The 25,737-nt window shown below is 49.7% G+C and carries 17 protein-coding genes and 1 other RNA gene; 4 read left to right on the forward strand and 14 right to left on the reverse strand.

Annotated features, from left to right (window positions below):
* The first annotated feature begins 543 nt into the window (after positions 1 to 543).
* Positions 544 to 884: a transfer-messenger RNA gene (gene ssrA, locus DW739_RS03000) on the forward strand.
* A gap of 74 nt (positions 885 to 958) precedes the next feature.
* On the opposite strand, the gene DW739_RS03005 is transcribed toward ssrA, so the two are convergent.
* From DW739_RS03005 to DW739_RS03020, 4 genes are read right to left on the reverse strand one after another with little or no spacing between them, the layout of a single operon-like run.
* The gene (locus tag DW739_RS03005) at positions 959 to 3,589 is read right to left on the reverse strand and encodes a hypothetical protein (RefSeq protein ID WP_118742592.1); all 2,631 of its coding nucleotides are present in this window, start codon (positions 3,587 to 3,589) and stop codon (positions 959 to 961) included.
* A complete protein-coding gene (locus DW739_RS03010; RefSeq protein ID WP_118742593.1) occupies positions 3,573 to 6,014 on the reverse strand; it encodes an MMPL family transporter in 2,442 nt (813 codons plus the stop codon). Before DW739_RS03010 ends, DW739_RS03005 begins: the two co-directional genes overlap by 17 nt.
* Positions 6,015 to 6,049: 35 nt before the next feature.
* Positions 6,050 to 7,018 (reverse strand): surface protein PspA, encoded by a 969-nt coding sequence (locus DW739_RS03015; RefSeq protein WP_022358429.1) that lies wholly within the window; start codon positions 7,016 to 7,018, stop codon positions 6,050 to 6,052.
* A gap of 25 nt (positions 7,019 to 7,043) precedes the next feature.
* On the reverse strand, positions 7,044 to 7,676 hold the full coding sequence (locus tag DW739_RS03020; protein WP_118742594.1) for a cytidylate kinase-like family protein: 633 nt from the start codon (positions 7,674 to 7,676) through the stop codon (positions 7,044 to 7,046).
* A 410-nt stretch (positions 7,677 to 8,086) separates the two neighbouring features.
* Here DW739_RS03020 and DW739_RS03025 point away from each other — a divergent pair, with 410 nt between their 5' ends.
* From DW739_RS03025 to mgtE, 3 genes are all read left to right on the forward strand, one after another.
* Positions 8,087 to 8,671 (forward strand): TetR/AcrR family transcriptional regulator, encoded by a 585-nt coding sequence (locus tag DW739_RS03025; RefSeq protein ID WP_107000022.1) that lies wholly within the window; start codon positions 8,087 to 8,089, stop codon positions 8,669 to 8,671.
* 63 nt (positions 8,672 to 8,734) lie between these two features.
* Complete coding sequence (locus tag DW739_RS14835; protein WP_022358426.1) at positions 8,735 to 8,884, forward strand: hypothetical protein; 150 nt, start codon at positions 8,735 to 8,737, stop codon at positions 8,882 to 8,884.
* Between the two features lie 205 nt (positions 8,885 to 9,089).
* Positions 9,090 to 10,541: a magnesium transporter gene (gene mgtE / locus DW739_RS03030; protein ID WP_242995717.1), complete on the forward strand. Its 1,452-nt coding sequence runs from the start codon at positions 9,090 to 9,092 to the stop codon at positions 10,539 to 10,541.
* A 23-nt stretch (positions 10,542 to 10,564) separates the two neighbouring features.
* On the opposite strand, the gene DW739_RS03035 is transcribed toward mgtE, so the two are convergent.
* The 10 genes from DW739_RS03035 to DW739_RS03080 all read right to left on the reverse strand — a co-directional run bounded on the left by DW739_RS03035 (position 10,565) and on the right by DW739_RS03080 (position 25,455).
* Positions 10,565 to 11,242: a UDP-N-acetylglucosamine pyrophosphorylase gene (locus DW739_RS03035; RefSeq protein WP_118523012.1), complete on the reverse strand. Its 678-nt coding sequence runs from the start codon at positions 11,240 to 11,242 to the stop codon at positions 10,565 to 10,567.
* A gap of 48 nt (positions 11,243 to 11,290) precedes the next feature.
* Positions 11,291 to 13,549 carry a DNA topoisomerase gene (locus tag DW739_RS03040; protein ID WP_118522999.1) on the reverse strand — a complete coding sequence of 753 codons (2,259 nt, stop codon included), beginning with the start codon at positions 13,547 to 13,549 and terminating at the stop codon, positions 11,291 to 11,293.
* Positions 13,550 to 13,720: 171 nt separating this feature from the next.
* Positions 13,721 to 14,611 (reverse strand): DMT family transporter, encoded by an 891-nt coding sequence (locus tag DW739_RS03045; RefSeq protein ID WP_118628555.1) that lies wholly within the window; start codon positions 14,609 to 14,611, stop codon positions 13,721 to 13,723.
* 46 nt (positions 14,612 to 14,657) lie between these two features.
* Positions 14,658 to 15,707: an aldose epimerase family protein gene (locus DW739_RS03050; protein ID WP_118742595.1), complete on the reverse strand. Its 1,050-nt coding sequence runs from the start codon at positions 15,705 to 15,707 to the stop codon at positions 14,658 to 14,660.
* Positions 15,708 to 16,062: 355 nt separating this feature from the next.
* Entirely contained in the window at positions 16,063 to 17,148 is a 1,086-nt protein-coding gene (asd, locus tag DW739_RS03055) for an aspartate-semialdehyde dehydrogenase (protein ID WP_118468829.1), read from the reverse strand.
* Between the two features lie 254 nt (positions 17,149 to 17,402).
* Complete coding sequence (locus tag DW739_RS03060) at positions 17,403 to 18,974, reverse strand: nitrite/sulfite reductase (protein WP_118628557.1); 1,572 nt, start codon at positions 18,972 to 18,974, stop codon at positions 17,403 to 17,405.
* Positions 18,975 to 19,161: 187 nt separating this feature from the next.
* Positions 19,162 to 19,884, reverse strand: coding sequence for a purine-nucleoside phosphorylase (gene deoD, locus DW739_RS03065; RefSeq protein ID WP_107000027.1), 723 nt, complete (start codon positions 19,882 to 19,884; stop codon positions 19,162 to 19,164).
* A gap of 53 nt (positions 19,885 to 19,937) precedes the next feature.
* Complete coding sequence (locus tag DW739_RS03070) at positions 19,938 to 22,181, reverse strand: DNA topoisomerase (ATP-hydrolyzing) (RefSeq protein ID WP_118628559.1); 2,244 nt, start codon at positions 22,179 to 22,181, stop codon at positions 19,938 to 19,940.
* An 85-nt stretch (positions 22,182 to 22,266) separates the two neighbouring features.
* Positions 22,267 to 24,186 (reverse strand): DNA gyrase subunit B, encoded by a 1,920-nt coding sequence (locus DW739_RS03075; protein WP_118468750.1) that lies wholly within the window; start codon positions 24,184 to 24,186, stop codon positions 22,267 to 22,269.
* A gap of 483 nt (positions 24,187 to 24,669) precedes the next feature.
* Positions 24,670 to 25,455 (reverse strand): ZIP family metal transporter, encoded by a 786-nt coding sequence (locus DW739_RS03080; protein WP_117795818.1) that lies wholly within the window; start codon positions 25,453 to 25,455, stop codon positions 24,670 to 24,672.
* Positions 25,456 to 25,737: the final 282 nt, after the last annotated feature.

Consider the following 25,737-nt stretch of genomic DNA (forward strand, 5'->3'; position numbering starts at 1 on the left):
CACGAAAGAATGTGTCTTGGCACATTCTCGCGCCGAGCACGATCGCCTGCGACATGTTGCTTCTTCGCGCGAGTGCGCATCCCGCGGAGCGTTTTTTGTTTCATAGGACGCAATTTCCTATGAAACAAAAAGTCCCTTAGCCAGATGTTTCTGACTAAGGGACGATTAATCGCGGTTCCACCCTTATTGAATCGATCTTTCGGATCGATTCCACTTCATTCTGATGATAACGGAATCACCGTTCCCGATTAAGGGACATTCAAAGCTGGTATTCAGATTTGCTTTCCTGTCCGACGCTTCCACCCACAGCCACCTGCCTCTGTTATTTCAGGCTTTTCCTGCGACGCCGTTCTCTGTCCAGTTCCACAATCCTACTGGTCTTCTCAACACTTTCTTTCTATATAGATAAACCCGTTTCTGGTTCATCATTACAGTCTCGATTATATCAGCTGTTTCTATTTTGTCAAGATATTTTTCTCTTGAGTTTTCACTGCATTGACAGACCGCCTCTTTCATGGTATGATAATAAGGCTATAAATATAAGGGCCAGTACCGGTTTCGACAGGGATCATGAAGCTGGTGAAGCTATCCGCATGCGATGCGTTAAATGGCAAACTTAAAATTAAACGCTAACAACAAATTAGCATACGCTGCCTAATTTGGCAGTTGTCAGCCTTAGAGCACTCACACTTTAAGAATCTGGCATCGAATATGTGAGAAACGATGACAGGCGGGTTCCGGACTGTCAGGCGTATCAGGAACTACTGAAGTTCTGAGGATGTTCGTTTCCGCAGGATAGAGGGAATGTCAAAGAACGGACTATGATAGTAGAAGAACAGGGAATTGGTTTTTGGACACGGGTTCAACTCCCGTCTGGTCCACTAAAAAGAACCGCCGCCCAGCAAATCATTTGCTGATGCGGCAGTTCTTTTTCTTATCTATTTTTATTCTGCATCTTTTACCGATTCTGGAATATCTCAATAATCGCCTTCACGATCGCCACCAGCACATTCCACATCCGTTTTAACGGACCTTCTTCACTGCTGCCGTCTGCCTCCTGATCGGAGATATCGGTTGATTCATCATCATCGCTGATCTCATCGGTCCGCAGGACGATCTGCACGCTGTTCGGGGACGGATTTTTCGAGGAGGTAAAGGAAATCTTCTCCGCCTCCGGATCTATGTTCAGGAAGTTGTTCTCATCCTCAAACTTATCGATCTGCTCATCGAGCGTACTCTTCATGTCTTCCCCCGCTTCCCGAACCGCCGCAAGCTGATCGATCAGGGTCAGGTTCTTATCAAGAATCTTCTCCATGCCCTGCAGCGTTGCCTTGGTTCCGGCATCCAGCGAATCACCTGCCGAAATCAGCGTGTCATTCAAAAGACTGAGCATATCATGTGTGGTATAAAGTGCCCTGGTCAGCCGGTTCATCAGTTCTTCAGAATCAGACAGGGAATCCAGCATCGTCGGCACATATTTATCCGTTGTGTCAATCAGGACCCGCATATCATCCAGCAAATTAATCAGTTCATCGGTCGAACTTCTGAGCGCCGATAAAGTCGAACCCGTCTTGCCAGTAATATCTCCCGCCGTCTTGAACGCACCATTCACTTTATTCACAATCGTTTTCGCAGTTTTCTGCGCCTGCTCCACTTTCTGGAAAATGCCCTTCGTCTCTTCCACCAGACTTGCAGCATCCGCAGAATAAGTAGTCGCTGACAGAGACTCCAGCGCCTCCTCTACATCATCTTCTGCATTGCCAATCTCATCTTCCCAGCTCGCATCATTGACACCGCCGCTTCCCGGCTCGCCGGACGGTCCGGCTGTCAGGGCTCCCGCAGAAACCTCGGTTCCAAATGCATTCACCTCTGCATCCTGACCCGAGGAGTTGTCTTCCGAAGCGGAACCCGAATTCTTAGCAGAATCCGTCTCTGCCTTGTCTGCCGTCGAAGCAGGATTCTTCTCTTCCGTCTTTGTCGCTGATTCAGCCGCTTTTTCCGCCTGGTTACCAGCTGCACCAGACGCTATGCCTGCGCCCGCTGCTTCCTGTTCAGCCGAATCTTTACTTTCTGTTCCTGCTGAGCCAGAGGCCGAAGTGCCTGCTGCCATTTCCGCGTCATCCGTGGTATTTGCAGAACCCGTAGTTTTTGCATGATCGGCGGCACCTGCAGAATCCGTGATATCTGCGCTGCCTGCCGCCCCCGCTGTCTGACCATTTCCGTTTCCAGATGCCGCCTCCGACGATACAGATGTCTCTTCCTTCTCCGCACTCTTCATCTTGCGGATCCGTTTCAGCTTCATGCCGTCTAACGTGGCTAAACTCTGATTCAGGCTTCCAATCCCCTGTTCTGTCACCGCCAGGGAGGTATTTCCCTGTCCCAGAAGTTTATCGAGTTCTTCCAAAATTTTCTGGACTTCCGCCGTCCGCTGGACAATATCTTTCTCGATCGCATCCTGCGTCTGCTGGCTGACAAGACCCTTATTTAATTCATCCGAAGCCGACCGGAGCGATTTGCTCAGACTTCCCAGACGGTCATACAGGCGATCTAGTTCATCCTGCATATCTTCCATCGTATTGGAAAGCGCCTGTGTGTTGCTGTTAATATCCGTCACCGCATCGCGCGCCGTCTGTAAATACGGAATCATGACCGTCGTCTGATCCGTGACCGCCTGCAGATCGGCAAGCGCCTGTGTCGAGAGCGCCTCGATCTGTTTCCGGTTAGCACTGACGGTTCCACGCGCCTGATCGAGATTTGCCAGACCGCCCTTCACGCCGGAAACATCCGACTTCATGGATTCCATCGTCTTTAACAGCGCATTCATGCTGTCATACATCTTGTTTCCATCCTCGCGCCAGGTATCTTTCGCCTCTTTCAGATCCTTGATGCGGTTCAGCTCATCCAGGGTCCCCGGAACCATCATCATAATGACTCCGATATTCTCATAATTATCCGTGCCGACCCGGACTGTAAAATCGCCGTCCTCGCCCGGAAGTGCCGCAAACATTGCCGCCTGATAGCTTCCAACCGACTGCACCTGCGCACCCGGCGCATCGACACTATAGCATTTCTCCATATCCACCGGCACAAGCACGGTCAACACCATATTATTTTTATAATATGCCTTCGCCTTCTCATTCGGGGTCGCCTTTACATTGACCTCAACCAGACCAGACGCCCCCGCCAGTTTGGATGCATCCGCTTCCACTCCATTAAGTTTATAGGAAACGTCAAACGTCCACGGCAGATCGACGCTGTTTTTCGGCATCGTACACTGATAATAAAAACGCGAATTCTTCTCCGGCAGTTTCCATGTGACGGTTCCATCGCCAATTTCCGGCGCCGTGTCGTCCGTCATGTTGACCACCTTGTCATAGGTACCATAATCGGTATATTCGGTCAGTCCATTCGTGGTACAGCCTTTGACCACATTGATCTGCGTTGCCGTTCCATAATAGTCCAGATTGACATACATCGTTTCATCTACCTGAACTCTTGGTGCAGCCGCCCGGACAGGAACTGCCGCACTCGTTACCAGCGTAACCGCTGCCAGCGTCGCCGCCGCTCCTCTTCTAATGATCTTCTTCATGGCTTCCAGCCTCCCTTTTTTCTGTCATCTTCCGTTTCCGGTCTTTTCTTCGTTCTCTCACTTTTCCGAGTAGCCGGAGCTTTCTTCTGTGTTTCTCCCGCGCCTCCACATCGGAATCTGTTTTCTCTTGAGGACCGCCCGTCTCTGTCATTTCTGTATCTTTCAGCGCTTTCGTTTCAGCTTCGAATTGTTTTCTTTTCGACGTAACTGAATCCACCAGCGGCTTTTTCCCTTTCCACACGGCACCAGCCACGCGTCTTGCCGCCCGTTTCATACGGGCATGGCGGCGTTCGCGCCGTTTTTTGAAAAACAGATGAATCCTCTCAAATTCGTTCTGCATCAGGATATGATCAAACAATACCAGAAATGCCGGCATCAGGGAGCAGACAAAAAGCATACTAATCAGAGCCCCCCGTCCAATCAAATGTCCCAGATCGCCGATCGCCGCGACACTCGATACCTTGTATACAATATATCCGGCACAGGTCAGGATCGAACCGGATGTCAGAATCGCCGGAATACTAAGATTCAGCGTCCCGATCGCCGCTTCCTTCTTATCCATCGTCTTGCGGCATTCCAGATAATTGTTCGTCGTCAGAATCGCATAATCGACGGTCGCGCCCAGCTGGATACAGCTTACGATAATGTAACCAATGAAAATCATCGTGTCTCCGACGATGTACGGTACCGCCATATTGACGAAAATCGCGACCTCAATCGGAATCATGATAAGGAGCGGAATAATCAGTGATTTAAAACTCCACATGACAACCACAAATACGCCGATCAGCGACATCACATTGACACGGCTGTAATCCTTCGTGATCGTCGTCTGAATGTCCTGTGTGGACGGTGTTGTGCCGACCAGATACGAATTTTCCGGATAATATTTCTTCATGATCGCCTGGATCTCATCCGAGCACTGGTACGCCAGCTTGCTCTCGCCCTTACTCTTAACGTAAATAAGGATTCTCGCATAATCTTTTTTATGTAACTGGCTTGTGATGCTGTACGGAAGGAAATCTTCCGGTACGCCTTCCGGGAGCTGCCCGGACAAGGACGTTACACTCTTCATGTACGGCAGGTCTTCCAGCTCATCCGTGAACTGTTTTTCCTTGATAGAAGAAGTATCCGGCACGATCGCCATCATCATATTGCTTCGTCCGAATTTTGCTGTGATCAGCTCATCATCCTCATATACCGTCGTTCCCTCGCTGGCGCCGACCGCATCATTTCCGTAGAGAAAATCGTTCATGCTCTGCGCCGTGTACGCCGGGATCACCAGCACCGCAATCAGAATCAGCACGATGCGGCGGCAATTATAAATGCCGTGGCTGAGCTTATCAAACGACGGCAGGAACGAACGGTGCGAAGTTTTCTCAATCATCGGTGTCATACGCAGAATCATCGCCGGCATGAAAAACACAACTGTCAGAAGACTCAGGACAATACCTTTTGCCAGCACGAGTCCCATATCAAATCCGATATTAAACTTCATAAAACACAGAACGATAAATCCGACGATCGTCGTCAGGCTGCTGGCGAAAATGGAGTTTAATGCCTCATTGATCGCGTTGCTTAACGCGGTCATCTGATCCAGTCCCTTTGCCTTTTCCCTCGCAAACGCGTGGCTTAAGAAAATCGAATAATCCATCGAGCAGGCGAGCTGCAGGACCGCCGACACACTGTTCGTCAAAAAGGATATCCGCCCGATAAACAGGTTCGTTCCTTTGTTCAGGACGATCGCCACGCCCATGACCGTCAGATACAGCACCGGTTCAAACCAGGAGTTCGTCGTCACGGTCAGAATCAGGAAAATAACCACGACCGCCAGCGTCATAATCAGCTTCATCTCGCTCGAAACATTTTCCTGCAGCGATTTATTCTGAACCGCCATGCCGACGTAATGTCCCTTGTCTCCGAGAATGTCCTTGATCTCATCGATCGTCTGGGACGTCCTCTTATCCGTGTCGCCGTTTACAAAAACAATATCCATAACCGCCGTATTATCCTTGTAATACTCATCAACACTATTAAAGTTGATAAATGCGTCCGCCGCGTATACGCTGGTCGATGTATCGAGCCACATGACCTGATCGACTCCGTCCAACGCCTCTATTTTATCCTTGTAGGCTTTCGCCTCATAAAGCGAAACATCGTCAATCATGATACGCCCCGTGCCGGGGTAGCCGAATTTCTCTTCCATCAGGTCCAATCCCTGTTTGGACTGGACGGTCGACGGCAGGTATTCCGTCAGATCATAGTTGATCTCGACAAACGGCGCCATGAGCGCTGATATCAGCACCAGAACCAGAAAGACAATCTCGATCGCCCTGCTCCGCTCAATGATGAATTTCGGCAGGGAGAAGGCTTCTTTTTCCGTCTGTTTTTCTTCTTTGCGTTTATGTAAAAATTTCAGTTTCATGCCTGCTTGCTCCTGTCATACAATGATTGCGATCCTTACCGCATCAAAATAATCATATAATAATGCTTATCGCCGACCTGCTGATGTGCAACACCCATTTCCTTATAATAAATCACCCGGTCCACGCGCTTTTTCTCGTCGCTGTCGTGATTACGCAGAAGCTTTTCTTCTGCCTGCGTCACATCGTCACAGTTGATGAGGTAAATCTCCGTATGACGTCTCGCAGTGCTTTCCCCGATGGATTTGAGGTAATCATCAAGTGTGCCTTCATCCGGGATCCGGCTGCTTCCATAGCCCTTACTGCGTGCCATCGCCAGGCGGTGTTCGGCGATCTGCTGTAATTTTCCATTTAAAATAAAGCTGGCATCTTTATCGTAATCTTTTTTGTCATCGTCATAGTAATCTTCTTCCTCATCCCCGTCAAACGCGTCCGCCTTCAGCTCATTTAAGCTGTCCGCCATCGCCTGGGTATCTGCATCCAGAAATGCCAGCGTGTACGCGCCGCCGCCCGTGTTTTTCTTCTTTTTGGCGTTCGCCAGGCTGCCGTCCGCGTTGATCGTATACTGCGTCTCATCCTTTGTGAAGGTCGTTCCCTCCATCGCGCCGCTGTCTTTCAGGAAATAGTATTTTCCGTCGATATTCTGCCAGCCGGTCGCCATCGCGCCGTCCCCTTGCAGATAATACCAGGTTCCATTTTCCTGCTCCCAGCCCGTTTTCATCAAACCGTCTGCTCCGAGCAGGTACCATTTTCCGCCCATCTGCTGCCAGCCCGTCAGGTAAGAACCATCCATTCCCACCAGATAATAACCATTCTCCACCGGCTGCCAGACACCCGCATCATCCGCAAGCACTGTCTGGGCGGCAGACGCTGAGAAAAGGAGACTTACTCCTGCGATTCCTGCCAGCCGTACTATCTTATGTCCCAGAACCGCTTTCAGCGCCCTTTTTAACCCCGGCGCCGTCCGCTTTTCTTCCTTCTTCATCCACAAATTTCTGTCCTTCATACGCTGTCCTCACTCTTCTTTATGCTTATTGATCGGATCCATCTGTTTCCAGTTCCACCCCCCGTGCCGTTAAAAGTGCCCGAAGCATCGCCGCCAGCTCCTTTTCCGATATCCGGCTGCTGTTAATCAGCATATCATAACTTGCTTTATCCGCCCATGTCTTTTTTGCATAAAAATTATAATAATTTTTCCGTATTTTATCCGCTTGTTTGATCAGGTATTCAGCTTCTTTTTCATCTGTCTCGTAACGCCGCATAATCTCCTTCACGCGCGCCTCCATCGGGGCATATATAAATAGAGAAATAAGCCCTTCTGTCTCCTCCAGGATCTTGTCAGCGCAGCGTCCCACGATGATGCATGGACCTTTCTTCGCATACTCCCGGATCAACTGGGACTGCACGACAAACAAGGTATCATTCATCGGCTTTCCATAACCGGTAAACGGATTGCACTTGGCCGGAACCTTAAAAAGAAAACGGTTCGCCTTCATCTCGTCCGCCTCTTCCAGTTCCTCCATCTTAAATCCGCCGCACACCGCTGCTTCCTCTATCAGATGGCGGTCATAACAGGGAATTCCCAGTTCCTTTGCCAGAGACTTCCCCAGATTATGGCCGCCGCTTCCAAACTCTCTTCCGATTGTAATGACAAAATTTTTCATACCAGATTCCACCTTCGTATCTATTTCCTTTTGCTTTCGCATATGCTGCAGGTTCTCATAGCCGTTCCTTTCACGATTGTCAGCCACTCCTGCCGTCTGTGAAACGTTCCATACAAAAGACTTCTTCGCAGTGAACAGTTACATCTAAAATAGAGCATATACAACTCATGTCTGTTTAATTGACATTTGTTCATTTTTGAACTATAATGCATTATACTAAGTTGTTCGAATGAATACAATAATCATTTTTACGTCAGTTGTATTTTAATCAACATTTCATCACATTATGTTTGTTTTTTGTATCTGGTGTGCCCATTTTTACTTATTTTTAACACTCCCTTCATCCACAGCCTCCGATACACAGTCATACGGCGTTTCCCCGTCTGGAAACGTTCAGAAAGGAAGTCACTATGAAAGAAGAAATACTCGACCGGCGTGTACGAAAGACGAGACGCCAGTTAAAAGAATGCTTAACCCGCCTCCTCAAAGAAAAAAAAATTCAGGATATCACGGTGCGCGAACTCGCCGAGATGGCTGACATCAACCGCGGCACCTTTTATCTTCATTATAAAGATGTCTTTGACCTGATGGATCAGATCAAAAATGAACTGATCGAGGAGGTTGAGTCTGTCCTGACGCACCATCCCGTTCCCGAACTGGTAGCGCGCCCTTCCCTCGCACTCTCAGAACTATTTCCTCTTGTACAGGAAAATGCAGAGATTGTTTCTATCTTAATAGGAGAAAACGGTGATCTGAATTTTGTCAACCGCCTGAAACGCATTGTCAGCGATAAATGTTTAAAAGGCTGGCTGGATCTCAAATGTTCCAGCGATCCAGATACGCTCGCGGCATTTTCCGCCTTTATCGTTTCCGGCTGTGTCGGTACCGTTCAGTACTGGATCGAAAGCGGCATGAAAGAATCCACAGAACAGATGGCAATCTTGACAGAGGACTTTATCTTAAAAGGCATCCGGGTGCTGGAAAATCCGGCTTGACTTTCACGAAATTCCGTGCTTTAATAAAACTGCAATTTTTAAAAATTCAGAAAGGAGAACCACATGGACAGTTGTGACAGCAACGGGCGAAGTCGTCGCGATGGGCAAAATCAAACTATGAATTCCAACCATGCGTACCAGACTGTTGGTCTGCCGCAGGGTCTTTTTGAGTGTGAATCGGGCTGTCTGGCAGCACATTTCCGCCTGCTTTAACAGGCTGGTGATTCAGTGCTGACCGTTTCCCGGTACGATTGGTTTTCATATATATTTGTCCATCGCCCTGGCGCGGGTTTGAAACTGCCATCCGCGGCATTTCATCCTGTTCCCGACTGGCGGTGGATTTTTTTATCCCCGCACTGCTCGCCCTGTACGTCCCAAACGGCATTAAATAGAACGACAGAAAGCGAGGGAACCAAATATGAATCAGACTCCAGAAATGGACGAAAAGAAAACAAGCTCCCCGGAAACGGCTCCGATCGCCGCAACCGCAGAGCATAATGCTAATTTTGAAGAAAATATCCGCGCGATCATCCGCAGCGGAAAACCGGCAAGCGTGATCCGGGATGACCTCGACAATTACCATGCAAACGATATTGCCGAGGTTCTGGAAACACTGGACACTGCGACCCGGAAACGCCTCTACAATATTCTCTCTCTGGAAATGACGGCAGAGATTTTCACCTATCTCGATGAACCGGCGCCTTATCTGCATGAGCTGGGACTTGACCGGGCGGCAGCCGTTCTGGCAGAGATGGATGCCGATGAGGCGGTCGATATCCTCGAAAATTTAGATCCGGAGGAAAAAGAAGCCCTGATCGCGCGCATGGATCAGGAATCTAAGGATGATATCCACCTGATCTTTTCCTACGATGAGGAACAGATCGGTAGCCGGATGACGACCAACTACATCGTCATTCCCAATAACTGTACGATCAAGCAGGCAATGCGCCATCTGATCTCCCAGGCGGAGGACAACGACAACATCGACACCATCTACGTCGAAGACGAAAATGGGCGCTATTTCGGTGCGATCGAGCTGAAGGATTTAATCACTGCCCGTGAGTACATGAAGCTGGAGGACATTATCAGTACCTCCTATCCGTATGTGTACGCGGATGAAAAATCTTCGGACTGTATGGAAGAGCTGATCGATTACAGCGAGGATTCTATCCCTGTACTCGATCGGAACCATAAGATCATCGGTGCCATCACTTACGAGGACATCGCCGAGGCGATCGACGACGAGATGGGTGATGACTACGCAAAGCTGGCAGGTCTTACTTCGGAAGAGGATCTGCACGAACCACTGTTGCAGAGTTTGAAAAAACGTCTCCCGTGGCTGGTGCTGCTGCTCTTCCTCGGCATGGGGGTTTCCTCAGTAGTCGGCATTTTCGAGCCGATCGTTGACCGTATCGCACTTCTTATCTGCTTCCAGTCGATGATCCTCGACATGGCAGGCAATGTCGGCACCCAGTCGCTGGCTGTCACCATCCGTGTCCTGATGGATGAGGATATCTCCGCGATGCAGAAGCTGGGATTTGTATTCAAGGAAATGCGAATCGGATTTTTAAATGGACTGCTGCTCGGCTCGGCTTCGTTCGTCGTAATCGGCATTTTCATCCATATTATGAAGCAGAAGAGTCTTTTCTTCTCGTTTGCACTTTCCGGCTGTGTCGGCATCTCTCTTCTGACCGCAATGGTAATCTCCAGCCTGGTCGGCGTACTGGTGCCGATGCTGTTTCACAAGCTGAAGGTTGACCCGGCAGTTGCGTCTGGTCCGCTTATCACGACGGTGAATGATCTGGTAGCGGTTGTGACTTATTATGGACTGGCAGAAATTTTGCTGGTGGATGTGTTTCATTTAGTATAAAAACCGTTCAATATAGAGATTTGTCAGCGCACTTCTTTTTTAGCAATTTCTCCCTGCTTCTTATAAATGGAGTTTGCATCCACCCCGCCGCGCACGCTGGAAAGCGGATAGATATTGGTGCCGCGTCCGATGATGCTACCTGGATTTAGGATGGAGCCGCAGCCTACTTCTACGTTATCACCGAGCATGGCGCCGATTTTTTTGCGTCCGGTTTCTACCTTGCCGTCTTCGGCGTGGATTTCTACCAGAAGTTTATCGGATTTTACGTTGGAGGTGATGGAACCGGCGCCCATGTGGGATTTGTAGCCTAAGATGGAGTCTCCGACGTAGTTGTAGTGCGGTACCTGTACTTTGTCGAACAGGATGACGTTTTTAAGCTCAGTGGAGTTTCCGACTACCGCACTTTCTCCGATCAGGGCGCTGCCACGGACGAATGCACAGTGGCGCACCTCGGCGTCTTTGCCGACGATGACCGGTCCGTGCAGATAGGCGCTGTCGAATACCTTCGCTGTCTTATGAACCCAGATGTTTTCACCGCGTTTCTCATATTCTGCCGGATCCAGGCTGTTTCCCAGTTCGATGATAAAATCACTAAGACCTGCCAGTGCCTCCCACGGGTATGTAAACTGTTTCAGATAATCCGAAGCCAGCGTATGGGTTAAATCATATAATTCTGTGATTTTCATTTCTTCTTTTTTCATGATCATTGCCTTTCCTAAAATTCAATTGATTCTATTATTATAAATAAGCTATTTGGTTCCAGCTTTTGTCGCTCTTGCAGCTTTCATATTTCCCGCGCTCTTCGCACTTCTCGAACTCTTCTTCTCTTTCTCTGCATTCTGGTAGAACACAGCAACCGCATCAAACGCCGGCCGCAGCCCATACGCATTTCCCATATGAACCGCATTGTAAGTGCGTCCGATAACGAAGCGCTCTAATTTCTGCATATATTCATCCGGCGTGATGCTGCCCTCTGCCACATAGGTCAGACCTTTTTCCCAGCTTGCCGTCAATTCCGGGTTGAGAAGCTGCTTCATGGATGTGTGTACAACCTCGTAAATCAGCTCGCCCAGGTAGGTCGGCGTGATAACCTGCGTTTTTTCATTGAGCGCCATATATTTGATGTTGAACAACTTTTTCAGGATCTCCGCGCGGGTTGCACTCGTTCCGATGCCGCTGCCCTTGATCTGAGCGCGCAGCTCTTCGTCCTCGATAAGCTGACCGGCATTTTCCATCGCCAGAATCATCGAACCGGAGGAATAACGCTTCGGCGGAGACGTCTCGCCCTCTTTAATCTGCAAATCATCCAGTGACACTTTCATCCCCTTTTTGAGCTGTTCCAGCATCTGGATAAACTCTGGGTGGGACGCGTCAATTACCTTTGGCTGGCTGCTGTCCGTTCCATCTGCTTCTCCTGCCGGATTTTCCGCATCATTTCCATCTATACCTGTTTCAAGACGGTTCGTTCTGCCGACACCTTCCCCGGCAGTGTCCTTTTTCTTTTTCGGAATTTCTGCCACTTTGAGATATCCCACTTCTTTCAATACTTTGAAACCGGCAAAGAAATGTTCACCTTTTACCTCAATCTCAACCGCATATTTCTGGTAAATCGCCGCCGGATAAAAGATGCTTAAGAAACGGCGCACAATCACCTGGTAAATCTTACGGTTCAACTCTGGGAGACTTCGCAGCGCACCGAGTCCCTGTCCGGTCGGTATGATTGCGTAGTGATCGGTAATCTGCTTATCATTGACATAGCGCGTTTTTGCTATGTTTTTCCACAGCCCCGCCTGCATCGCCTCCGATGCAAATGCCGCCAGCGGCTCATAATGCGTCAGACCGCCGATATTTTTACTGATCTCCTTCGCCACCGCCGTTGAAAGCACACGCGCGTCCGTTCGCGGATAGGTAACCAGTTTTCGCTCATACAGCTCCTGCACCACTTTCAGGGTCTGATCCGGGCTGATTTTAAACATTTTAGAACAATCATTCTGGAGCTCCGCCAGGTTATAGAGAAGAGGTGGATTTTTGGTTTCCTTTTTCTTTTCCACTTTTAAAATGGTTCCCTGCGAAGTATTATATACGCTCATTAAACCCGCGTTCGCTTTTCCTGCGTCGCTGACCTCTGACTGCATGACTCCCGAATTTTCGCTTCCATTCTCGCGTTCCCACAGCCATGCAATCAGCGCCTCCGCGTCCTTTCGCTCCTTAAAACCATTTTCCTTATACAGACAAGGCGTTCCATAGTACCGGCTTCCTTCCACCGCCCGCCATTCGCCGTCAATCGAGATGCCTGCCGGTCCGAATGTACCAATCACGCGGTAAAATGGCGTTTTGACAAATTCCCGGATCTCCCTCTCCCGGCGGACTACCATACCGAGGACACAGGTCATGACGCGTCCGACTGAGATCACGGTCCGGTCAGAACTTCGCATATAGTTAGAAACAGATGGTCCATATTTCAACGTCAGTGCGCGGGAAAAGTTAATTCCCATCAGATAATCTTCTTTTGCCCGCAGATATGCCGAATCCGCCAGATGATCGTATTCGGACAGATCCTTCGCTTCGCGGATGCCGCGCAGAATCTCTTCCTCCGTCTGTGAATCGATCCAGACGCGCTTCTGTCTCTTGCCCTGCACGCCAGCCATCTGCGCGACGAGGCGGTAGATATATTCTCCCTCCCGTCCCGAGTCGGTACAGACGTAGATTGTATCTACATCCGCCCGGTTTAAGAGACCGCTCACGATTCCAAACTGTTTCTTCACGCTGTCGATAACCTGATATTTCCATTCTTTCGGGAGAAATGGAAGTGTCTCCAGACTCCAGCGCTTATATTTCATATCATATACTTCTGGATAGCTCATCGTGACCAGATGTCCAACACACCAGGTCACAACCGCATTTTCCGACTCAATATAGCCATCCACCGATCGTCCATTTACCTTGAGTGCATTTGCGAACTCACGCGCCACGCTCGGTTTCTCGGCTATAAATAACGATTTTGCCACGTTGTTCTGCTCCTATCTTACTAATTTCGTAACTGTTCAGTACCTTCACAGTCACGCGCAAAAATCCATTAAAAATTGCCTACGGCAATGGGATTTTTGCCTGCTGGCCCATGTTTTCGTACGGTCAGCGCAGTAAATGCGCAGACCTGCTGAACAGTTACCTAATTTCCTCTAATTACTTTTCCGCTTCGGCGTCCACTCCGCCAGAATCGCCGCCGCAAACATCAGCGCACAGCCAATTAGCATCCGCACCGTCAGCTTCTCATGCAGCAGCCAGACAGAGAACAGGAGTCCAAACACCGATTCAAACGACAGTAGAATCGAGGATGTGCTGGCGCTCAGATATTTCTGCCCCACTGTCTGAAGCAGAAAACAGAGCATACTGGATGCGAGTCCCAGATACAGCATCGAAACTGCTACTCCCGGCAGTGTAAATACTTCCGGATGGAACGCTCCTTCCGTGAGAAGCCCCAGCACCCACGAACACGCCGCCGCTGTTCCCATCTGCATGACCGTCAGGCGGATCGGAGTGCAGTATGCCGTGAAGCGATCCAGAAAAATCATATGAACCGCAAAGCAGATGCCGCACACCAGCGTCAGGAAATCACCAAAATTGACCGACAGATCGCCTTTCAGCGATAAAAGCGCCAATCCCACAACAGCAAATCCCGCTGCGATCAGGTTATTTGCTTTCGGGCGCACATGATTAACCGCCCATGCCAGAAATGGTACGATCACCACATACAACGTCGTAATAAACGCATTTTTACTCGCGGTCGTGTATTTCAGCCCATACGTCTGAAAATAATAACTGATAAATAGAAACAATCCCGCCAGTGCGCCGCATTTAAACTCCTGCATCGACATTCCCCGGATCTGTTTCCAGAAAAGAGCCGCCATCCCAAGCGCCGCGATCGTAAACCGGTACGCCAAAAGGTATGTAGGTGTGATCGCGTCCATCGAATTTTTCATCACAACGAACGCGCTGCCCCAGATAATTGTTACAAATAAAAGGCTGGCAGATGCCAGCACTTTTACTCCCTTGTTGTTTGTCTCACTCATGTCAATCTCTATCCTATGTCAAAATGATCACAAATCAAATACAAATTTAAACCGTCATAAATTTATAACTGGTCGTTGTATCGTATTTCTCGCCCTTTTTCACGATCGGGGATGCAAATCCCGGCATGTTGACTGCGTTCGGGTAATACTGAGTCTCAAAGCAGTATCCCTGGCGTCTCGCATACTTCACGCCGCCCTTACCCGGAACCTGTCCGTCCAGGAAATTGCCCGTGTAGAACTGAACTCCCGGCAGATCAGTGTATACCTCCATCTTGCGCCCGCTCTCCTCATCGATCGCAGCCGCCGCCAGACTGGACACACCCGCCTCATGGTTGAGAATCCAGTTATGATCGTAGCCGCCGCCCAGTTTTAACTGATCATAATCCGCTTCAATATCGCATCCGATCGGCTTGAAATCCGAGAAATCCATCGGAGTTCCCATCACCTTGCGGATCTCACCGGTCGGGATCAGCACCTTGTCTACCGCCGTGATCGCATCACTGTCAATGTAAACCATCTGTGAAAGCGCCGGACCACTCTCATGACCTGCCAGATTGAAATACGCGTGGTTTGTCATATTAAAAATAGTATCCTGATCGCAGATCCCCTCGTAATGAATCTTTACTTCATTTTCATCTGTCAGCGTGTAGGTCACACGGATCGAGGCATTTCCCGGATATCCCTGATCGCCGTCCGGGCTTTCCAGTGTAAAAGAAACCTGATTAATGCCCGTCTCATATTCCGCCGCCCAGATACGGTTCCGGTAGAAATCCATACCGCTGTGCAGGTTGTTCGGACCATCATTCGCCGTCAATTCGTATTTTTTATCATTTAACGTAAACGCCGCGCCGCCAATCCGGTTTGCATTTCGTCCAACAGCCTCGCCCAGATGTCCATCGCTTATCAGGCAGTCTGCTACTGTTTCATGTCCCAGCAGGACATCCGCCATCTCTCCATTCCGATCCGGCACCAGCATCGTGGACCAGATTGCACCCAGATCTAAAAAGGATGCAGAAACGCCATTCTGATTCGTCAATGTATAACGACTGACCTCTCTGCCATCTTCCATTGTTCCAAAGATTGTCTTCTCAACCATGCCAAATCCCCCTTAATTTTTAGAATCCGAAAAATATTTCTCGCATTTTTTATGCTTACTTTTGTCAGAATAAATCTGTCTAACTTATAAATAGCTGATTTATAATGCGCAGACCTACTGGACAGTTACAAGTATACAATACTTTTCCCCTCATGCACACCCATTTTTCCAAATCTAATTATAAAAATTTCAAGGTTCGTCACTGTTCACACATGTTTCCTATGACACAAATAAAAACTGCCTTCCAGAGCAGAGTCAGCCATCGTTTTTCAAACAGCTTCTCCTCCACTGGGCGGCAGTTCTTACTTTTATCAGTTTTAATTTTCTATTTCACGGATTCTCTGAACAGATTTCTTTATTTCGCCTGGATATATCCCTGTGCGGTCAGAAGCTCTGCACACAGTACCGCACCGCCGGCTGCGCCGCGCAGTGTGTTGTGGGAGAGACCTACAAACTTCCAATCGTAAACTTTGTCTTCTCTCAGACGGCCAACAGATACGCCCATGCCCTTCTCATAGTTGACATCCAGCTGTACCTGCGGACGATTATCCTCTTCCAGATACTGAATGAACTGCTTCGGTGCGCTCGGAAGCTCCAGTTCCTGCGGAAGTCCTTTGAAATTAACCAGCTTCTCGATCAGCTGCTCTTTGGTTGGTTTCTTTCTGAACTTTACAAATACGGCTGCTGTATGTCCGTCCAGAACCGGTACACGGATGCACTGGCAGGTAATCACTGGCTCGGATGCCTTCACGATCTCGCCGTCCTTGATCTCTCCCCAGAGACGAAGCGGCTCCTGCTCACTCTTCTCCTCCTCACCGCCGATGTACGGGATGATGTTGCCTTCCATCTCCGGCCAGTCTTTGAACGTCTTGCCAGCTCCGGAGATTGCCTGATACGTCGTAGCTACTACCTCATATGGCTCAAATTCCTTCCATGCAGTCAGAACCGGTGCATAGCTCTGGATGGAGCAGTTCGGTTTTACCGCTACGAAGCCTCTCTTGGTTCCCAGACGTTTTTTCTGGAACTCAATCACCTTAAAGTGCTCCGGATTGATCTCCGGCACTACCATCGGAACATCCGGTGTCCAGCGGTGTGCGCTGTTGTTGGAAACAACCGGTGTTTCTGTCTTTGCATACGCATCTTCAATCGCACGGATCTCTTCTTTTGTCATATCTACGGCGCTGAACACAAAATCAACTTCGGATGCTACCTTCTCGATCTCGTTTACGTTCATAACGGCCATCTTCTTCACACACTCCGGCATCGGGGTCTGCATTTTCCAGCGTCCGCCGACTGCCTCCTCATATGTTTTTCCTGCAGAACGCGGGCTTGCTGCCAGCGCAGTAATCTCATACCACGGATGATTTGCCAGAAGCGTGATGAAACGCTGACCTACCATACCAGTTGCTCCCAGAATGCCTACACGTAATTTCTTTTCCATGTTCATCGTTTTTCTCCTCTTCTGACAGCGGCTTTTTCAGCTTCTCATGGCAGGATGGAGTTTGGATAGGAAGCTCCTGCTCTGCAACACGTTTTCACTCTGCCGCTGTAATTCTTGTCTATCCTATAACAAAACAAACAAAAAATCAACATTTTTCCGCAAGAAAAATACATTTGTACGTCACTCGCGGACATTTGATAAATTTATAACGTCTGTCACGGATTTAACGATGTTTTAACTCAAAATAGGTTCTTCTAAGCTAAGTATTCCGCTGCAGCCTTCTCAATCCCATCCGGGTACTGCGTCCGGTAGCTCTCAAAATCAAGCCCCCTTGCCGCAATCTCTTTTCCAAGTTTGACTAAGAACGACGGAATCTCGCTCTCAAACATCGTGCCAAACTCACGTCCCATCGTCTCTTTTCCCTGTACCTCATTTCCGCCCAGATAAAATACAAATGCCGGCTGTGCCTTGCCATCTGCCATCCGCACGCCTCCGCGGAATCCCATCGGTCCAGTCTGGTGGGTACCGCAGGAAGACGGACATCCGGAAATATGAATCTGCGGAAGTGCGCCGTCCGGGATCTGTGCCTCCCCGACCGCCTTTACACACGCCTGTAACAGAGCCTGCGAATCGCGTGCACCAACCTGACAGATCGACGCACCGATACAGCTTACCGATGTCTCAAACTTTGTCTGAGCCGTCTCCTTCGTCGCCTCCAGAATCTTCTCTGCTTCTGCTCCGGTCAAATTGATGATATAAGCAGTTTCATCCGGTGCCAAGCGAAGCTCTGTGCCGTCAATCGACTGCATCAGTTCTCCCAGGGATGCCAGCGTCTCCGGGCGCGGCTGTCCGCCAATCGGATGCCAGATAACCGTATAAAGTCCCGGCTGTTTCTGCTCCAGCACACGTTCTCCCGACGCGCTGCTTCCATCGCCTGTTTTGCCCTGCTTTTCTTTCATTCCTGCCGCTGCCATCACTTCCTCACGTGAAAGATCCAGCTGTTCCCCGGATGCCAGTACCTCCTGAAGCTTTTCCTGATACGCCTTCCGGTAATTTTCCGCTCCGCCGAGTGCTTCCTGCATATACCGGGTACGCGCTTTTCCGCGGTTTTCGTAATTGCCATATGCCCGGAATGTCAGCCACATCGCCTTAATGTAATAAAGAATCTTCTCCGGCGCAACGCCCTCGGCAACTTTAACGCCAAACTGCGGATTATTTCCCAGACCGCCTGCACTGTATACCTCAAACGTTCCGTCCGGGCAAGCCACAAATCCCAGATCTCGGTAGGTCGCGTGCGTCACATTCGCCGGTGAATTAGAGAAACAAACCTTGAGCTTGCGCGGCATCTTTTCCGCATTGATGAAGGTCATCAGGTATTCGCCCGCCGCCTTCGCCCACGGCATAACGTCGAAATATTCGCCCTCTTCCACACCGGAAAGCGGAGAACACATCACATTTCGCGGGAAATCTCCGCCGCCGCCCATCGTCACTATCCCGGCATCGAGTGCCTGCTCCATCAATTCACAGACTGATTTCTCATCCAGATTGTGAAACTGCACGCTCTCACAAGTCGTAAAATGTACCATATTTACCTGATATGCGCGGATTGCCTTTGCGATAAATGCAAGCTTCTCCTTCGACACACATCCTGCCGTCATACGCAGACGCAGCATGCTCGCCGCGCCGCCTTTCTGTGCATAACTGCCGTAACGTCCTGAAAAGCCCTTATATGAGCCCTTATCCATCTTTCCTGCATAAAAATCCCTCGTTTTTTCACAAAACTCCGGAAGATCTGTTTTCCACTCCTTTGGAGCAATTCCTATCATTTTTCTCTCCTGTTTTCTCTTCAAATTGTAACTGTTCAGCACCTTCACAGTCACGCGCAAAAATCCATTAAAAATTGCCTACGGCAATGGGATTTTTGCCTGCTGGTCCTTGTTTTCGTACGGTCAGCGCAGTAAATGCGCAGACCTACTGAACAGTTACTTCAAATTCTACTTTTACCAGCTTATCTTACACCAGATCCAGCGCCACTTCCATCATATTGGTAAACGTCTTCTCCCGTTCTTCTGCCGTCGTCGCCTCTCCGGTCACTGCCGAATCCGATACGGTCAGGATACAGATCGCATTTGCGCCCGCATAGGCAGCGTTGCTGTAAAGTGCCGCCGACTCCATCTCCACCGCCAGCACGCCCATCTGCGCCCAGCTAGTTCCGTCCGGCTCAAGCGGCGGGTTGTAGAACATATCGGAACACAAAATATTACCGACATGATATTTTAAATTTCTCTTTTTCGCGGACTCAACTGCCTTTTCCAGCAGCTCATAGCTGCACACGCAGGAATAATCCCCCGGCAGGCGGAACTGTTTTACATAGTTGGATGTCGTACAGGAGCCCATCGCGAAAATAAGCTCGCGCACCTTTACCTCCGGACGCAGCGCACCGGCAGTTCCGATCCGGATCAGATTCCTGCATCCATAAAAATGAATCAGCTCATAGGAATAAATTCCCATCGACGGACAGCCCATGCCGGTTCCCATGACAGACACGCGTTTGCCCTGATAATAGCCGGTATAACCGTACATATTTCTCGTTGTATTGAACTGTTTTGCATCCGTCAGAAAATGTTCTGCGATATACTTTGCCCGCAGCGGATCGCCCGGAAGCAAAATCGTCTCCGCAATCTCGCCCTGCTTTGCCCCGATATGAGGGGTCGGTGTGTTCTGAAGTTCAGCCATATGAAATACCTCCTTTTTTCGTAAATGTACTCTCGGAATCTTTCTGTTTGATTCTAGCTTCTCGCCCGGCTTCCCTTGCCATCGCGGTGCCCTATTTTCAAACGGCTCAAATGAACCGTTTTTTCTTTATACATAACGATCGGATCATCCTCAGTGCCGTCCAGCAGATGGATTGTCTCCAGCGACTCGGTACGCCCCAGCTTGATGCCGCGCACACCTTTCGCATTCTTCTTCATCTCCGATATCTCCTCGATCGGGAATCGCAGGAAGATACCGCTGGTCGTCTGGATGACCGCCTCTTTCATGCCGTCCGCCGGCTGTACCGAGAGAAGCATATCATTCTCCTGCAGCTTGGTCGCCGCCACTGTTCGGTTATTTGTCTCAAATTCCCCGCCGGGCACGATCTTAATCATCGCATCCTTCGTTGCAAATAATAGCTTCTGTCCCTTTAACTGCGCCGCATTCACCACACAGACCGGACGTTCTTTGGTGGCATCAAATTTACTCAGGTTATCGATCGGCACCCCCTTATCGCGCAGCTTTCCAAAGGGAATCTCAGTCACCTTCACCTGATGGAATGCACCCAGATCTGTAAACAATCCTATCTTATCCGTCGTATGGCACGGCAGTACATACACATTCTCCGTGTCCACTGTCTCCCGGTTCCGCTCGTAGATCGACGGTTCCAGAATCTTGCAATAACCAAACTTGTCCAGCACGAACACGCCCGGTCTGGCGCTCTCCGCCGCCTCGTCATACACTGCCTCGCGTCCATCCTCGATTTTCGTCCGGCGTTCCACTGCAAACTCTTCCTTGATTGACTGCAGATCTTCTTTAATCACCTCGTCCATCGCCTCACGGCTGCCGAGAATCTTCTGGTATTCTTTGATCTTGCGAAGTGTCTCTTTGTACTCCTTCTGCAATGCCAAGATCTCCAGGCCGATCAGTTTATAGAGACGCATTTCCAGAATCGCAGATGCCTGTTTCTCCGTAAAATGAAGCTTCTTGGCATCTTCCTCAAATCCCGGTGTGCGGAACTGGATTTTGGAAATATCGCCCTCCATCAGGCAGGCTTTCGCATCTTTCAGATTCTTCGAACCACGCAGGATCGCGATAATCAGATCGATGCAGTCGCAGGCTGTGATCAGACCTTCCTTGATCTCCTTCTTCTCCTGCTCCTTTTCCAGAAGCACCTGATACTTGCGGGTATTATTTTCATACTGGAAATCCAGATAATTCTTTAAGATTCCCTTTAAATTCAGCGTCTCCGGACGTCCATTCGCGATCGCCAGCATATTGACACCGAACGTATCCTCCAGTTTTGTCTTTTTATACAAAATATTCTGGATTTTCTCAATATCCGCGTCTTTCTTGAGTTCCAGAACAATCCGGATTCCTTCTTTATTCGATTGGTTGGAAATATCCACCACATCGGCAAGTTTCTTGGACTCAACCAGATCTGCGATATCCGACAGACATTTATTGATGCCAGCGCCGATCATCGTGTACGGAATCTCCGTGATCACCAGCTTGTCCCGGTCAGAACGGCGTTTTCCAAGCTCCACCTCCATCCGGGCACGCAGTTTGATGCGCCCCGTTCCTGTCTCATAGATCGCCGGAAGTTCACTCTTATTCGCAATGATGCCGCCGGTCGGGAAATCCGGTCCCTTTAAGACGCTCAGAAGCGCTTCCGTCTCCATCTCCGGCTGATCGATATACGCCATCACCGTATCGATGACCTCGCCCAGATTGTGCGGCGGAATGCTGGTGCTCATGCCGACCGCAATTCCTTCGGCACCGTTGATCAGCAGATTCGGCACGCGGACCGGCAGAACCTCCGGCTCTTTCTCCGTCTCATCGTAGTTCGGCACAAACCGGACGGTCTTGTCCAGATCCTTTAAATACACTTCCTCCGCAAACTTCTGGAGACGCGCCTCCGTGTAACGCATCGCCGCCGCCCCGTCGCCCTCGATGGAACCAAAGTTTCCATGTCCGTCTACCAGCGGCATTCCCTTCTTAAAGCTCTGGGAAAGCACGACCAGCGTCTCATAGATCGAACTGTCGCCGTGCGGGTGGTATTTACCCATCGTATCACCGACGATACGCGCCGATTTCCGGTGCGGCTTGTCGTGCCCCAGATGCAGCTCCCCCATATCGTAAAGGACGCGGCGCTGTACCGGTTTCAAACCATCCCTCGCATCCGGGATGGCGCGGGCCGTGATGACACTCATCGAGTAGTTCATATAGCTGCGCTGCATTTCCTCTGAATATTCTGTCGTAATGATCGTTTCAGCCATTCTATTTTCTATCTCCTAAATTCCTGTCATATACTTTCATAATCGTAACTGTTCAGTGCCTTCACAGTTACTCATAATCTTTCTATTAAGCATCTATCTCCGCCTCATCCGCGTGATCGTAGATAAACTGCCGTCTCGGCGGCACGTCGCTTCCCATCAGCATCTCCGTGATCTCCGACGCCATCCGGGCATCCTCGATCTCCACACGCTTGAGCACACGGTTCTCCGGGTTTAACGTCGTCTCCCAGAGCTGTTCCGCATCCATCTCGCCCAGACCTTTGTAGCGCTGCAGGGTAAATTCCCCTGTGTGGGTTCTGCGGTAGCGCTCCAATGCTTTCTCATCGTATAGATACTCTTCTTTTCCCTTTTTCGGAATCACCTTAAATAACGGCGGCATCGCAATATATACGTGCCCGTTCTGAATCAATTCCGGCATAAAACGGTATAAGAAAGTCAGAAGCAGCGTATCAATATGGCTTCCGTCCACATCGGCATCCGTCATCAGGACGATCTTGTGGTAACGCAGCTTCGCAATATCGAAATCATTGCCATATCCTTCCGAAAAGCCGCAGCCGAACGCATTGATCATCGTCTTGATCTCGGCATTCGCCAACACCTTGTCCATCGAAGCTTTCTCCACATTTAAAATCTTGCCCCGGATCGGCAGGATCGCCTGATAGCGGCGGTTTCGTCCCATCTTGGCTGAACCGCCCGCGGAATCTCCCTCGACAATGAAAATCTCACACTTCTCCGCCTCGCGGCTCTCACAGTTTGCCAGCTTTCCGTTGCTGTCAAAGGAAAAACGGGATTTCGTCAGCATATTGGTCTTGGCGCGTTCCTCTGCCTTCCGGATCTTTGCAGATTTCTCCGCACAGGCGATGATCGCCTTCAACACCTCTAAATTCCGATCAAAATAAAGCTGCAGCTCGTCCCCTGTCACGCTGAACACCGCTTTTGTCGCATCGGCACTCGCCAGCTTTGTCTTAGTCTGCCCCTCAAAGATCGGATCCGGATGCTTGACCGCCACAACCGCTGTCATGCCGTTTCTCGTATCCGGTCCTGTAAATTTTGTATCTTTTTCCTTCAGGATTCCCAGCTCTTTCGCATAGCTGTTGATCATCTGGGTAAAACGCGTCTTAAAGCCCGCCAGATGCGTGCCGCCCTCCTGTGTGAAAATATTGTTGCAGAAGCCGAGTACATTTTCCTCAAATGCATCGACAAACTGGAACGCCACTTCAACCTCGATCTGGTCGCTGACGCCCTTAAAATAAATCGGATCATGAATCGGCGTCTTCGTGCTGTTCAGCTCGCGCACATACGCCACGATGCCGTCCGGCTCCGAATAAGTCACCTTTTCAGCCTCGCCTGCCCGCTTATTCTCATAAAGAATCGTCAGCTTCGGGTTCAGATATGCCGTCTCATGCAGGCGGCTCTTGAGCCAGTCCGCCTTGAACCGCGTTTTCTCAAAAATCTCCGGATCCGGCAGGAAATTGATCTCCGTTCCGGTCTCTCTTGTCTTTCCAACCACCGGCAGAAGACCATCGATCAGTTCAACCGTCGGGATGCCGCGCTCATACGCATCGTGATGGATCTGTCCATTTTTATATACATTGACCTCCAGATGCGCTGAGAGGGCATTGACAACCGATGAACCGACACCGTGCAGACCGCCGCTCGTCTTGTACGCATTGTTGTCAAACTTGCCGCCCGCGTGCAAGGTCGAGAGCACAATCCGCTCCGCTGCCATACCCTTTTTATGCATCTCCACCGGAATACCGCGTCCATTGTCCCGGACGGTGCAGGAGCCGTCCGCCTCCAGTGTCACGCGGATCTGGGAACAGGCACCCGCCAGGTGCTCATCGACCGAGTTGTCCACGATCTCATAGATCAGGTGATTCAGTCCCTTCGTTCCCACACTTCCTATATACATACCAGGACGCTTACGGACAGCCTCCAGCCCCTCCAGGACCGTTATGCTGTCCGCATCATACTGTGTTTTACCCATAGATTCATTCCTCCTGTGCCCGACCTGGGAATAATATTGGCTGCCATTTACACGTGTGATGCAAACGGCAGCTTTTATTTCACAGGTCAAGCTGATTTCTTCCACTTATAATACGTATTTATTTTATGACTTTGAAATCATGCAAATAGAACATTCTAACTCTCTGGCATCACACCCGCCAGCCATTGTTTTATAGACTTTTCATTAGCGAAAAAGTAGTAAACCGTTCTCATTTACTATAAAATATTAGTAACTGTTCAGTACCTTCACAGTCACGCGCAAAAATCCATTAAAAATTGCCTGCGGCAATGGGATTTTTGCCTGCTAGCCCATGTTTTCGTACGGTCAGCGCAGTAAATGCGCGGACCTACTGAACAGCTACAAATATTATTACATAAATTCAAAAATTTTGCAACGCATTTTTCAGAACAAATGTTCGCTTTTCAAGCAGCCAGATTCCATGCCAGCACTGCCAGCTTTCTTTTATCCCAGCGCCACATCCAGAATCATCATCAGCACAAATCCAACCGCAAATCCGATCGTTCCCATATCGGAATGACTGCCCTGCGCCGACTCTGGAATCAGTTCCTCCACAACCACGTAAATCATCGCCCCTGCTGCAAGCGCCAGGAGAACCGGCAGAACCGGTTCCAGATAGCGGTACGCGGCGATCGTCGCAAGCGCCCCGATCGGCTCGACGATACCGGAGAGTGTTCCCATCGCAAATGCCTTTTTCCGGCTCATCCCTGACTCACTCCGAAGTGGCAGGGAAATGATCGCTCCCTCCGGGAAGTTCTGAATCGCGATTCCAAGCGAAAGCGCCAGCGCCGCTGCAAGCGTGATACCGCTCTTTTCTGCTAAGAATCCGGCAAATACCACTCCGACTGCCATGCCCTCCGGGATATTGTGAAGTGTGACCGCCAGAACCAGCATCGTCGTCTTCTTGAGCCCGCACACATGCCCCTCCGGCTCATCACTTCCCAGATGCAGATGCGGGATCACACGATCCAGCAAAAGCAGCATCAGAATACCCACCATAAAACCAATGGATGCCGGCAGAAATGCCAGATGCCCCATCGCTTCGCACATATTCATCGACGGAATTAAAAGTGACCAGACCGACGCCGCCACCATCACCCCCGATGCGAATCCCAGAAGCGTTTTCTGGATGATCGGCTTTAACTCATTTTTCAAAAAAAAGACGCAGGCTGCTCCCGCCGTCGTACCGACAAACGGAATCAAAACCCCAAGAAGCGTATTTTGATCCATATTCATTCCTTTCTTTTTCTTTTTAAATATCTGAACGGTTCTTTTCCCGGAACCTCGTTTTTTTTCTTCTATTTCTCTTTGATGTACCGGGTCGTTCAAAGAAGTCATCTCAAGTTCCTCTGATTGAATATTCCTATTGTAGCATATGCGCCTTTCTTTTGCACGGTTCCTTTTTATCATTAAGCCAGTTTCATCCACCAATCCCGGCTCAAATCCGATTCAAACAACCCTCTGTTTATACATCGGCATTCTTTCATATGTTTCTCGTTTGCAAACGTCTTT

The organism is Clostridium sp. AM28-20LB, from assembly GCF_003480665.1.
GTDB lineage: Bacteria > Bacillota > Clostridia > Lachnospirales > Lachnospiraceae > Otoolea > Otoolea fessa.

Excerpts from the sequence above, each read along its gene's own strand:
- DW739_RS03020 (WP_118742594.1), bottom strand. The coding sequence starts at position 7,676 with ATGAAAAATTTTGTCATTACAATCGGAAGAGAGTTTGGAAGCGGCGGC.
- DW739_RS03015 (WP_022358429.1), bottom strand. The coding sequence starts at position 7,018 with ATGAAGGACAGAAATTTGTGGATGAAGAAGGAAGAAAAGCGGACGGCG.
- deoD (WP_107000027.1), bottom strand. The coding sequence starts at position 19,884 with ATGGCTGAACTTCAGAACACACCGACCCCTCATATCGGGGCAAAGCAG.
- mgtE (WP_242995717.1), top strand. The coding sequence starts at position 9,090 with ATGAATCAGACTCCAGAAATGGACGAAAAGAAAACAAGCTCCCCGGAA.
- DW739_RS03010 (WP_118742593.1), bottom strand. The coding sequence starts at position 6,014 with ATGAAACTGAAATTTTTACATAAACGCAAAGAAGAAAAACAGACGGAA.
- DW739_RS03035 (WP_118523012.1), bottom strand. The coding sequence starts at position 11,242 with ATGAAAAAAGAAGAAATGAAAATCACAGAATTATATGATTTAACCCAT.
- DW739_RS03075 (WP_118468750.1), bottom strand. The coding sequence starts at position 24,186 with ATGGGTAAAACACAGTATGATGCGGACAGCATAACGGTCCTGGAGGGG.
- DW739_RS03025 (WP_107000022.1), top strand. The coding sequence starts at position 8,087 with ATGAAAGAAGAAATACTCGACCGGCGTGTACGAAAGACGAGACGCCAG.
- asd (WP_118468829.1), bottom strand. The coding sequence starts at position 17,148 with ATGGAAAAGAAATTACGTGTAGGCATTCTGGGAGCAACTGGTATGGTA.
- DW739_RS14835 (WP_022358426.1), top strand. The coding sequence starts at position 8,735 with ATGGACAGTTGTGACAGCAACGGGCGAAGTCGTCGCGATGGGCAAAAT.
- DW739_RS03005 (WP_118742592.1), bottom strand. The coding sequence starts at position 3,589 with ATGAAGAAGATCATTAGAAGAGGAGCGGCGGCGACGCTGGCAGCGGTT.
- DW739_RS03070 (WP_118628559.1), bottom strand. The coding sequence starts at position 22,181 with ATGGCTGAAACGATCATTACGACAGAATATTCAGAGGAAATGCAGCGC.
- DW739_RS03080 (WP_117795818.1), bottom strand. The coding sequence starts at position 25,455 with ATGGATCAAAATACGCTTCTTGGGGTTTTGATTCCGTTTGTCGGTACG.
- DW739_RS03045 (WP_118628555.1), bottom strand. The coding sequence starts at position 14,611 with ATGAGTGAGACAAACAACAAGGGAGTAAAAGTGCTGGCATCTGCCAGC.
- DW739_RS03060 (WP_118628557.1), bottom strand. The coding sequence starts at position 18,974 with ATGATAGGAATTGCTCCAAAGGAGTGGAAAACAGATCTTCCGGAGTTT.
- DW739_RS03050 (WP_118742595.1), bottom strand. The coding sequence starts at position 15,707 with ATGGTTGAGAAGACAATCTTTGGAACAATGGAAGATGGCAGAGAGGTC.